Source organism: Streptomyces sp. OfavH-34-F, assembly GCF_022347745.1.
Classification (GTDB): domain Bacteria; phylum Actinomycetota; class Actinomycetes; order Streptomycetales; family Streptomycetaceae; genus Streptomyces.
On sequence record NZ_JAKRGC010000208.1, the window covers coordinates 1 to 11,208 of the forward strand.

Annotated in this window: 7 protein-coding genes and 1 pseudogene; 2 read left to right on the forward strand and 6 right to left on the reverse strand. The window is 71.4% G+C overall.

Annotated elements, in window-relative coordinates; translation table 11 throughout:
• Positions 1-118: 118 nt before the first annotated feature.
• Together mfd and MHW47_RS24670 are read right to left on the reverse strand one after the other, a co-directional pair.
• The gene (mfd, locus tag MHW47_RS24665; RefSeq protein WP_239225971.1) at positions 119-3,649 is read right to left on the reverse strand and encodes a transcription-repair coupling factor; all 3,531 of its coding nucleotides are present in this window, start codon (positions 3,647-3,649) and stop codon (positions 119-121) included.
• A 202-nt stretch (positions 3,650-3,851) separates the two neighbouring features.
• Positions 3,852-4,160, reverse strand: coding sequence for a helix-turn-helix transcriptional regulator (locus MHW47_RS24670; protein WP_308381712.1), 309 nt, complete (start codon positions 4,158-4,160; stop codon positions 3,852-3,854).
• Between the two features lie 354 nt (positions 4,161-4,514).
• Between MHW47_RS24670 and MHW47_RS24675 the strand changes: the two genes are divergently transcribed.
• A complete protein-coding gene (locus tag MHW47_RS24675) occupies positions 4,515-5,048 on the forward strand; it encodes a phospholipase A2 (RefSeq protein WP_239225973.1) in 534 nt (177 codons plus the stop codon).
• A 78-nt stretch (positions 5,049-5,126) separates the two neighbouring features.
• Here MHW47_RS24675 and MHW47_RS24680 read toward each other — a convergent pair whose 3' ends face one another.
• From MHW47_RS24680 to MHW47_RS24690, 3 genes are all read right to left on the reverse strand, one after another.
• A complete protein-coding gene (locus MHW47_RS24680; protein WP_239225974.1) occupies positions 5,127-7,712 on the reverse strand; it encodes an ABC transporter permease in 2,586 nt (861 codons plus the stop codon).
• On the reverse strand, positions 7,709-8,497 hold the full coding sequence (locus MHW47_RS24685) for an ABC transporter ATP-binding protein (protein ID WP_239225975.1): 789 nt from the start codon (positions 8,495-8,497) through the stop codon (positions 7,709-7,711). The genes MHW47_RS24680 and MHW47_RS24685 overlap by 4 nt, the downstream gene beginning before the upstream one ends.
• 368 nt (positions 8,498-8,865) lie before the next feature.
• Positions 8,866-10,320 carry an MFS transporter gene (locus tag MHW47_RS24690; protein ID WP_239225976.1) on the reverse strand — a complete coding sequence of 485 codons (1,455 nt, stop codon included), beginning with the start codon at positions 10,318-10,320 and terminating at the stop codon, positions 8,866-8,868.
• 171 nt (positions 10,321-10,491) lie between these two features.
• On the opposite strand from MHW47_RS24690, the gene MHW47_RS24695 reads away from it, so the two are divergent.
• Complete coding sequence (locus MHW47_RS24695; protein ID WP_239225977.1) at positions 10,492-10,947, forward strand: MarR family winged helix-turn-helix transcriptional regulator; 456 nt, start codon at positions 10,492-10,494, stop codon at positions 10,945-10,947.
• Positions 10,948-10,975: 28 nt separating this feature from the next.
• Here MHW47_RS24695 and MHW47_RS24700 read toward each other — a convergent pair.
• A pseudogene (locus tag MHW47_RS24700) lies at positions 10,976-11,208 on the reverse strand (cellulose-binding protein); the annotation flags it as partial.

Sequence of the window (11,208 nt, forward strand, 5' to 3'; positions counted from 1 at the left end):
GGCCTGCCCGCCCCCCGCACCGGCCCGGGCGACACCGCCCCGCTCGGCCGCGCCGTGGGCGACACGGGCTGAGCCGGGCGGGCCGCCGGTACGGCTACGGCTACGGCTACGGCTACGGCTACGAGCCGAGGATCGTCGTCAGGAACTCGCCGGTCCACGCGAGCAGTTCGCGGCCCACCACCGGCTTCCCGCCGATCCGGCCCGTCGTCGGGCGCGGGACCAGGATCTGGTGCGCGGCCGGCTTGATGACCGTCTTCGGGTACAGCCGCTTCAGCCGCAGCTCCTGCGACTCGCGCAGCTCCACCGGGGCGAAGCGGATGTTCGGGCCCTGGAGCACGATGTCGCCGACCCCGCAGGCGCGGGCCAGCATGCGCAGGCCCGCCACGAGCAGCAGGTTCTCGACCGGCTCCGGCAGCTTGCCGTAGCGGTCGGTCAGCTCCTCGCGGACCGCCTTGATGTCGTCCTCCGAGTTCGCCGAGGCGATCGCCCGGTACGCCTGGAGGCGCAGCCGCTCGCCGGGCGCGTAGTCGTGCGGGACGTGCGCGTCCACCGGCAGCTCGATCTTGACCTCCAGCGGCGGCTCCTCCTCCACCCCGCCCTCCAGGGACGCGCGGTAGTCGGCGACCGCCTCGCCCACCATGCGGACGTACAGGTCGAAGCCGACGCCCGCGATGTGGCCGGACTGCTCGCCGCCGAGGAGGTTGCCCGCGCCGCGGATCTCCAGGTCCTTCATGGCGACGTACATGCCGGCGCCCATCTCGGTGTGCTGGGCGATCGTGGCCAGGCGCTCGTGCGCGGTCTCGGTGAGCGGCTTCTCCGGCGGGTACAGGAAGTACGCGTACCCCCGCTCCCGGCCCCGGCCGACCCGGCCGCGCAGCTGGTGCAGCTGGGAGAGGCCGAAGTTGTCGCCGCGCTCCACGATCAGGGTGTTGGCGTTGGAGATGTCGATGCCGGACTCGACGATCGTCGTGGAGACCAGCACGTCGAACTTCTTCTCCCAGAAGTCCACGACCACCTGTTCCAGGGCCTGTTCGGACATCTGCCCGTGCGCCGTGGCGATCCGCGCCTCGGGCACGATCTCGCGCAGCCGCGCCGCCGCCCGGTCGATCGACTCGACCCGGTTGTGGATGTAGAACGCCTGGCCCTCGCGCAGCAGTTCACGCCGGATCGCGGCGCCGATCTGCTTCTCCTCGTACGGGCCGACGAAGGTCAGGACGGGGTGGCGCTCCTCCGGCGGGGTGGTGATCGTGGACATCTCGCGGATGCCGGTGACCGCCATTTCGAGCGTACGGGGGATGGGCGTCGCGGACATGGTGAGGACGTCCACGTTGGCGCGGAGCTTCTTCAGCTGCTCCTTGTGCTCGACGCCGAACCGCTGCTCCTCGTCCACGATGACCAGGCCCAGGTCCTTGAACTTCGTCTCGGACGAGAACAGCCGGTGGGTGCCGATGACGAGGTCGACGGAGCCCTCGCGGAGCCCTTCGAGGGTCGCCTTGGACTCCGATTCCGTCTGGAAGCGGCTCAGCGCGCGCACGTTGACGGGGAACTGCGCATAGCGCTCGGTGAACGTGCCGTAGTGCTGCTGCACCAGGAGCGTGGTGGGGACGAGGACGGCGACCTGCTTGCCGTCCTGGACCGCCTTGAACGCGGCGCGGACCGCGATCTCCGTCTTGCCGTACCCGACGTCGCCGCAGATCAGCCGGTCCATCGGAACCGACTTCTCCATGTCCGACTTGACCTCGGCGATCGTGGTCAGCTGGTCGGGCGTCTCCGCGTACGGGAAGGCGTCCTCCAGCTCGCGCTGCCAGGGTGTGTCCGGGCCGAAGGTGTGGCCGGGGGCCGCCATCCGGGCCGAGTAGAGCTTGATCAGGTCGGCGGCGATCTCCTTGACGGCCTTCTTGGCGCGCGCCTTCGTCTTCGTCCAGTCGGCGCCGCCGAGCCGGTGCAGGGTGGGGGCCTCGCCGCCGACGTACTTGGTGACCTGCTCCAGCTGGTCGGTCGGGATGTACAGCCGGTCGCCGGGCTGGCCGCGCTTGGCGGGCGCGTACTCGACGAGCAGGTACTCGCGGGTGGCGCCCTGCACCGTGCGCTGCACCATCTCGATGTAGCGGCCCACGCCGTGCTGCTCGTGGACGATGTAGTCGCCGGCCTCCAGGGTCAGCGGGTCGATGGTCTTGCGCCGCCGGACCGGCATCCGGCCCAGGTCCTTGGTGGCGGTGCGCTGGCCGGTGAGGTCGGTCTCGGTGAGCACGGCGAGCCGCAGCCCGGGGTGGACGAAGCCGTGGTCGATGGCGCCGCACGAGACGTGCACCACGGACGGCGAGATCTCGCCCAGGTCCGGGTCGAGCCGGGCCGCGATCCCCTCGCCGCCCAGCATCTCGACGGTACGGGAGGCGAGCCCCTGGCCCTCCGTGACGTACACCGTGCGCCAGCCGTCGGCCAGCCGGCCCTTGGTGTCGGCGAACGCCCGCGCGGTGTCCCCCCGGTACGCCTCGGGGGCCTGCATGCCCAGCGCCAGCGTGTCCCCGTCCGGCTCGGCGTCGGCGGCGAACGGGGAGATCGACCACCACATCATGTCCAGCTCACGGGCCCGCTCGCGGACGTCCGCGATGCCGCGCAGCGAGGCCGCGCCGACGTCGATCGGGGCCTCGCCGCCGCCCGCCGACGCCGCCCAGGACGCCTGCAGGAACTCCTGGCTCGTCGCGACCAGGTCAGCGGCGCGGGTGCGCACCCGCTCGGGGTCGCAGACGACGGCCATGGCGCCCTCGGGCAGCACGTCGAGCAGCAGCTCCATGTCGTCCACGAGGACCGGGGCCAGGGACTCCATGCCCTCGACCGCGATGCCCTCGGCGATCTTGTCGAGGAGTTCGCCCAGTTCGGGGTGGGCCTCGGCGAGCGCGGCGGCCCGCTCCCTGACCTGGTCCGTCAGCAGCAGCTCCCGGCAGGGCGGCGCCCACAGCCCGTGCTCGGCGACTTCGAGGGACCGCTGGTCGGCGACCTTGAAGTAGCGGATCTCCTCGACGTCGTCGCCCCAGAACTCCACCCGCAGCGGGTGCTCCTCGGTGGGCGGGAAGACGTCCAGGATGCCGCCGCGCACCGCGAACTCGCCGCGCTTCTCGACCAGTTCGACCCGGGCGTAGGCGGCCGCCGCCAGCGCCTCCACGGTGGCGCCGAGGTCGGCGCTCTGCCCGGTGCGCAGCGCCACGGGCTCCAGGTCGGCGAGCCCCTTGACCTGCGGCTGGAGCACGGAGCGGATGGGGGCGACGACGACGGACACCGGCCCGGTCTCGGGGTCGTCGGCGCTCGGGTGCGCCAGGCGCCGCAGCACGGCGAGCCGGCGGCCCACGGTGTCGGAGCGGGGCGAGAGGCGCTCGTGCGGCAGGGTCTCCCAGGACGGGAACTCCGCGATCGTGTCCGGCGGCAGCATCGTGCGCAGCGCGGCGGCCAGGTCCTCCGCCTCCCGGCCGGTCGCGGTGACCGCGAGGACGGTCCGCCCGGCGTCCCTGGCCAGCGCCGCCACGGCGAAGGGGCGGGCGGCGGGCGGGCCCACCAGGTCGATGTGCATCCGGTGGCCGTCACCGGCGGCCTTCACCGCTTCGTCGAGCGCCGGATCACGTACGACGACATCCAGCAGACCGTTCAGGCTCATGAAGGGGTTTCCGTCCGGGTGGTGAGGGGTGGCCTGACGGCCGGCTGCCGCCAGGGCGCGCTGCACCGGGGGCAACGCGAAGGGCCCGACACGTGGTACGAGCCGGGGGTTCCAGCGTACGACCCGGGACCGACGGCCGCCCCGCCGACGGGGCGGGACCGGCCACCGGCGGGACGGCCGGCGGCCGGGCGTTCCCGGACGGTCACCCGGCCGCCCCGGCGCGTTCCGGACCGGTGCGGAATTCGGCGTTGCGGAATTCGACGGAGATCCGGCGGCCGGGGCCGATCGCGACGACGAGCACGGAGTTCAGCGCCCCGGCGATCTTCTCCAGCAGATAGAAGGTCGGCATGCATTTCCCGTGTTCCAGCCTGGATATCGCGGCCTGGGACATCCCGGCGAGTTCGGCGAGCCTCGACTGCGTCATTCCGGCCGCGCGCCGCCGGTCGCGTACCGCGCGGCCGAAATGGTCCTCCGGCCGTAAGGAACTCCGCCCGCCCCTCACCGTCGTCACGCGCCCCCGCCCCTTCCGTCCACCCCGCGCGGCACTCCCTCACGGAGTGCGGCGCCCCGGAGCCTAGCCAGCCGGTGACCGCGCCCGCGTTTGCCTTGAGGAACATCTGAGCTTTCGATGCGGAGGCAAACCGCGGGCCGCTCCCGAGCGGTGTGCGACGGCCATTGCGCGGCCCGTCCCCGTACATGCCGAGACCGGCATATTCGGCGCCCGTTCAGGTAAAAGTCCTGGCCACCGGCGCGGAATTCATTCATCCGTTTTTCCCGGAAGGCCGCGCCACCCGGAAAAAGCTTGCCCGCCCTCTTTTCGCATGCCATGGTTGCCGCCGAAAACACACGGGAAGGAAACGCAACCTTGACCACCTTGCGTCGTTCGTTTTCCGCAGCCGCCCTGGCGGGCGCGCTCACCCTCGGGGCAGCCGTCCCCGCCCTCGTCACCGCGGCACCGGCCGGCGCGGCGACGAAGCCGACCAAATCGCAGAAGCTGGCGAAAATGGCGTCCATCACCGGGGATTCGGCCGCCTCGCAGAACCGCTGGTTCTCCGCACTCGGTTCCCGCAAGAAGGCGTCCATCAAGAAGTACGGCTTCGTCTGGAAGACCGACGGCTGCTCCTGGGCACCGGACAAGCTGCCCGGCGGCTACGACTTCGGCTTCCCCTGCTGGCGTCACGATTTCGGTTACCGGAATTACAAGAAGACCGTCGGGGCGGCGAAGTTCCGGGCGTCCCACAAGGCCCGTATCGACAAGGCGTTCCTGCACGACATGAATCGCCAGTGCGGGCGTTTCTTCTGGGCCGACCCCTATACCAAGGCCCAGCGCAAGAAGCTGAAGGCGGCCTGCAACAAGACGGCCACCAAGTACTACAACACGGTGCGCTCCTTCCGGTGACGCCCCGCGTTCGCGTCTGACAACGAAGCAGCGGCGGCCCGCCGGGACGGGCCGCCGCTGCTGTCTTTCCGGTTCGTCTCAGCCGTCGGCAGCGATGGCGTTCAGGACATTCATCCGGCCGGCCCGGAAGGCCGGGACCAGGGCGGCGAAGAGTCCGACGAAGGCCGAGCCGATGAAGACGGCCAGGATGGTCGGCCACGGAATGTCGAGGATCTTCATGCCCTCCAGCGCGAGGAGCTTGTGGGCCGCCACGCCCCAGCCCATTCCGAGGCCGAGTCCGAGCAGGGCGCCGAAGACCGCGATGACGACGGACTCCAGCCGGATCATCCGGCGCAGCTGCCTGCGGGAGAGGCCGATGGCGCGGATGAGGCCGATCTCCCGGGTGCGCTCCACGACCGACAGCGCGAGGGTGTTCACCACACCGAGGACCGCCACGATGATGGCCAGGGCCAGCAGCCCGTAGACGATCTTCAGGAGCTGTCCGATCTGGTCCTTCAGCGCCTGCTTGAAGTCGGTCTGGTCGAGCACCTTGACCGTCGGGTCCGAGGCCACGGCCTTCTTGAGGGCCGCGTACGCCTCGTCCTGCTTCCCGTCCGCCGCCTTGGCGAACATCATCGAGTCGAGCGGCACCCGGTCGGCCGGGAGGTAGCGGGTGACGGTCGCGGTGTTGATGTACATGGCGCCCGAGTCGAGCGCGGACTCGTCGGAGGTGATGGCGGCGACCTTCAGCCGCGCCGTCCTGCCGTGCTCGAACGCGACGGTCAGCGTGTCGCCGACCTCGGTGCCGGTGCGCTCGGCGAACTTCGAGCCCACGGACATGGCGTTCATGCCGTACGCGTCGGAGAGCCGTCCCGAGAGCGGCTTGCGGCTCAGGTCCTGTGCGTACGTGGGTTCGGAGGCGACGAGGCCCGCCTTCTCCTTGCCGCCGCCGGGCAGGGTCAGCTGGACCGGCACGTCCTTGATGTGGGTGACGTGGTCGATGCCGGGGGCGCCGTCGATCGCCTCGGACGCCTGGCGGTTCAGCGGCCGGCCGTCCCCGTTGCCGGACTGCACGATGAAGTCCGCGCCGACCGACCTGTCGAGTTCGTCGGTGGCCGAGGCGACCATGGAGGAGCCGACGACGGAGAGGCAGGCGACCAGGGCGAGGCCGATCATCAGGGCGGCGCCGGTGGCGCCGGTGCGGCGCGGGTTGCGCAGGGCGTTGCGCTCGGCGAGCCGGCCGACCGGGCCGAAGAACCGGAGCAGTACGGCGCTGAGCGCCCGGACGACGACCCCGGCGAGCAGCGGGCCGATGATGATGAAGCCGACGAGGGTGAGCAGGACGCCCAGGCCGAGGAAGGCGGAGCCGTCGCTCGCGGCGGCCACCCGCGTGGTGGACCACAGGGCGGCGGCGCCGGCGCCGGTCACGACCAGGCCGAGGCCGGCCCTGATCCAGCCGGACTTGGCGTCCGCCGGGGTGCCGGCGTCGCGCAGGGCGGCCATCGGGGAGACCTTGCCGGCCCGGCGGGCCGGGATGTAGGCGGCGAGGACCGTGACGACGATGCCGAGGGCGAGCCCGATGACGGGGGTGGTCCAGGCGATCGTGAGGTCCTCGGTGGACAGCTCCATGCCGATGGCGCCCATGGCCTTCATCAGCCCGACGGCGAGCCCGATCCCGGCGCCGACGCCGAGGACGGAGCCGAAGATGCCGAGGAGCACCGCTTCCAGCAGCACCGAGCGGTTGACCTGCTTGCGGCTGGAGCCGATGGCCCGCATCAGGCCGATCTCGCGGGTGCGCTGGGCGACCAGCATGGAGAAGGTGTTGACGATGAGGAAGATGCCGACGAGGAAGGCGATCCCGGCGAAACCGAGCATGGCGTACTTCATGACGTCGAGGAACGACCCCATGGAGTCCTTGTTGGCGTCGGCCGCTTCCTGCTGGGTCTGGATCTTGTACGCGGTCGAGCCGTCGAGCACCTTGGCGACGTTCTGCTTCAACCGGACGTCGCTGACGCCGGGTTCGGCGGTGAGGGAGAGGTGCGTGAAGACGTCGGTGGCGCCGAGCAGCGTGCGCTGTGCGGTGGGGGTGTCGAAGTAGACGACGGCCGCGCCGGGGTTGGTCACCTGGAAGGCGACGATGCCGCTGATCTTGGCGGTGATGTCGCCGGTGGCCGCGATGGTGCGCAGTTCGTCGCCGAGCTTCAGGTGGTGCTTCTTCGCGGTGTCGGCGTCCACCATGATCTCGGTGGGGCCGCGCGGGGCGTGGCCGGAGGTGATCTCCATGAACCGCAGGTCGTTCCGGGTCCAGTTGCCGGCGATGGTGGGGGCGCCGGTGTCGGAGCCCATGTTCTCGTTCTCGCTGTTGACGACGGTGACGGAGGGGCTGGAGACGCCGCCCTCCGCCTTCTCGACGCCGTCCGCCTTCTCGACGCGGGCGAGGAGGGAGGCGGGCACGGATTCGGGCTTGCCGTTGCCCGGGAGGTCGTCGACCTCGGCCTTCTTGGGGCTGACGGTGACGTCGGCGGAGGTGGCGGCGAAGAGCTTGTCGAACGTGGTGTTCATGGTGTCGGTGAAGACGAGCGTGCCGCAGACGAACGCCACCGAGAGCAGGACGGCGACGGCGGAGAGCGCCATGCGTCCCTTGTGCGCGAAGAAGTTGCGCATCGAGGTCTTCCACACGGTCATGAGGTCCGCCCGCGCGCGTCGAAGTCCTTCATGCGGTCCAGCACCTGGTCGGCAGTGGGGTTGAGCATCTCGTCCACGATGCGGCCGTCCGCGAGGTAGAGCACCCGGTCCGCGTAGGAGGCGGCGACCGGGTCGTGGGTGACCATGACGATGGTCTGGCCCAGCTCGTCCACGGAGCGGCGCAGGAAGCTCAGGACCTCGGCGCCGGCCCGCGAGTCCAGGTTGCCGGTGGGCTCGTCGCCGAAGATGATCTCCGGCTTGGCGGCGAGGGCCCGCGCCACGGCGACGCGCTGCTGCTGGCCGCCGGAGAGCTGGGTCGGGCGGTGCTTGAGGCGGCCGGCGAGGCCCACGGTCTCCACGACCTGGTCGAGCCAGGCGGCGTCGGGCCTGCGGCCCGCGATGTCCATCGGGAGCGTGATGTTCTCCAGCGCGTTGAGCGTCGGGAGCAGGTTGAACGCCTGGAAGATGAACCCGATCCGGTCGCGCCGGAGTTGGGTGAGCTTCTTGTCCTTGAGGCCGGTGATCTCGGTGTCGGCCAGGTGGATGTGACCGGACGTCACGGTGTCGAGTCCGGCCAGGCAGTGCATCAGCGTCGACTTGCCGGAGCCGGACGGGCCCATGATCGCGGTGAACTGGCCGCGTGCGATGTCCACGTCGACGTGGTCCAGCGCGACGACCCGCGTCTCGCCGGTCCCGTACGCCTTGACGACCTGCCGCGCCCGCGCAGCCACGGCCGTACGCCCTCCAGTGCCCCCGTGCCTGGGAATGGTTACAGCCGTTGTCACGGTGATTCTCCTCGGTAGGCCGGCGACGGGTTGTCGCCTTGTGGTGTGAAGTCTGCTGGCAGGAGGGGGTCCGGCGCGCTGGTGCCCAGCGCAGTCTTCGGGTGGGGTTTTCCCCACCCCGCCCCCTGCGGTCCGCCCGTCCGCGGTACGTGGAACACGCTACGGAGGGGGTGCACCCCACCACGTCCTCCAGCGGGAGGAACGGCCCCTGGCCCGATCTGGGGAGCACCCCCTAGGGGACTGCGCCCTCAGGATCATCCCCGTCTCGGGGCCTGCCCCCAGGGGGCCTGGCCGAACGGCGGACATGACGACGCCCCCGTCCCGGCGGGGGACCGGGGCGGGGGCGTCGCGGGGGTGGTGCGGCCGGGTCAGCTCTTGGCGGTGGCCGCTTCCGGGGTGGCCGGGGCCGCGGGGGCGTCCGTGGCGGTGGTGGTGCGGGTGGCCGGGATGAAGGCGGAGACGGCGACCGCGATCAGGGCGACGCCGCAGCCGACGATCAGGCCCATGCGGAAGCCGTTCTCGGAGGTGAAGGTGTAGCCGGCGGTCTCGGTGGTCAGCTGGGCGAGGACGGCGCCGATGACGGCGGCGCCGACCGAGGTGCCGAGGGCGCGCATGAGGGTGTTGAAGCCGTTGGCGGCGGCGGTCTCGGAGGCCGGGACGGCGCTCATGATGAGGGCCGGCATCGCCCCGTAGGCGAGGCCCACCCCGCCGCTGCTGACCATGAGGAACAGCATCAGGCCCCAGGCGCTGCCCATCAGCAGCAGGCCCAGGCCGTAGGCGGCGGCGATGACGGCGACGCCGCAGATCAGGGTGAACTTGGGGCCGCGGGCGTCGGTGAGCTTCCCGCCCAGCGGGGAGACGAGCATCATCATGATGCCGCCGGGGGCCATCCAGAGGCCGGCCTGCAGCATCGACTGGCCGAGTCCGTAGCCGGTGGCCTCCGGGAACTGCAGGAGCTGAGGCGCGATCAGCATTCCGGCGTACATGCCGAATCCGACGAACAGCGACGCGATGTTGGTGATCAGCACCCGGGGGCGGGCCGTGGTGCGCAGGTCCACCAGCGGGTCGGTGGTGCGCAGTTCCCAGAAGCCCCAGGCGAGGAGCACGACAACGGCGGCGGCGAACAGGCCGATGGTCGTCGTCGAGGCCCAGCCCCAGTCGGCGCCCTTGGAGACGGCGAGGAGCAGGCAGACCAGGCCGGCCGCCAGGCCGAGGGCGCCGGGCACGTCGAAGCGCTGCCCCTTGGCGCCGGCCGGTACGTCCGGGATGAGGAACCAGATCAGCGCGCAGATGGCGGCGGCCAGCACGGCCGACCCCCAGAACAGCACGCGCCAGCTGGCGTACTGGGCGACCGCCGAGGCGATCGGCAGGCCGAGCGCGCCGCCGATGCCGAGCGAGGCGCTGACCAGGGCGATGGACGAGCTCATCCGCTCCGGCGGCACCACGTCGCGCAGCAGGGCGATGCCGAGCGGCACCATGCCCATCCCCATGCCCTGGAGGCCGCGCCCGACGATCATCGGGACGACGGTGGACGAGAGCGCGCAGACCACCGAGCCGACGATCAGCGGCACCGAACAGGCGAGCAGCATCCGCCGCTTGCCGAGCAGGTCGCCGAGCCGGCCGGAGACCGGCACGCACACCGCGGAGACCAGCAGGGTGACGGTGATGACCCAGGCCGCGTTGGAGGACGTGGTGTCCAGCATCTGGGGCAGTTCCGCGATGAGGGGCGTGACCAGCGTCTGCATGACCGCTGCCACGGTGCCGGCGAAGGCCAGGGTGGCGACGACGCCGCCCGTCCTCGCCTGTGGCTGGGGGGCTTCCATGAAGGGGGACTCCTCGGAGGGTGGGTGGTAGTGGTCCCGCCCGCCGGACGGCCACGTGCACTGCGACGTGCATCGTACATGCTCAATGCGTCATACACATTATGTGTCTCATGCATACCTCGTGCGAGAATGGAGCGCCGTCCCACGCAGCAGAAGCAGGAGGCCGCAGAGATGCCCAGGCCCACGGAAGAGGTGGAGTACGAGCAGATGCTCCTCGGCCGCCACAGCCTCGCCGTCCACCGGGGCGGGAGCCACCACGACGCCCTCCTCGACCGCAGCGCGTACATCCTGCTGAGCCGGCTCCGCGTCCAGGGCCCCATGTCCAACGGCGAACTCAGCGACGCCTTCGGCCTCGACGCCTCCACCCTCAACCGGCAGACCGCCGCCGTGACCCGCGCCGGACTCGCCGAACGCATCCCCGACCCGGACGGCGGCATGGCCCGCAAGTTCCGCATCACCGGCGCGGGCGCCCAGCTCCTCGACGCCGAGCGCGAACGCGTCGTGCGCTCCCTGGACCAGGTCATGCACGACTGGCCGGACGACGACATCGCCGCCTTCGCCGGCTACCTCAAACGCTTCAACAGCAGCATCGAACGGCTCTCCCGGCGCCCCTGGCCCCGCCCCTGAGAGCCACCCTCCCCCGGACCGTGCGGGGTCAGTCCCGCGCCGGCGCCACCCGCCCGGTGAGCGCCGCGAGCGAACTGCGCACATGAGCCATGTGGGCCTGGACCTCCTCGCGGCCCTCCTCGTGCTCCCGCAGTATCCGCTCGGTCTCCCGCACCACCCGCTCCTCACGCACCCGCGCCTGCGCGAGCAGCTCCGCCGCCCCCGCCTCCGCGTCCTCCCGGCGGTGCCGCGCCGCCTCCTCCCCCTCGGCCCGGACCCGCC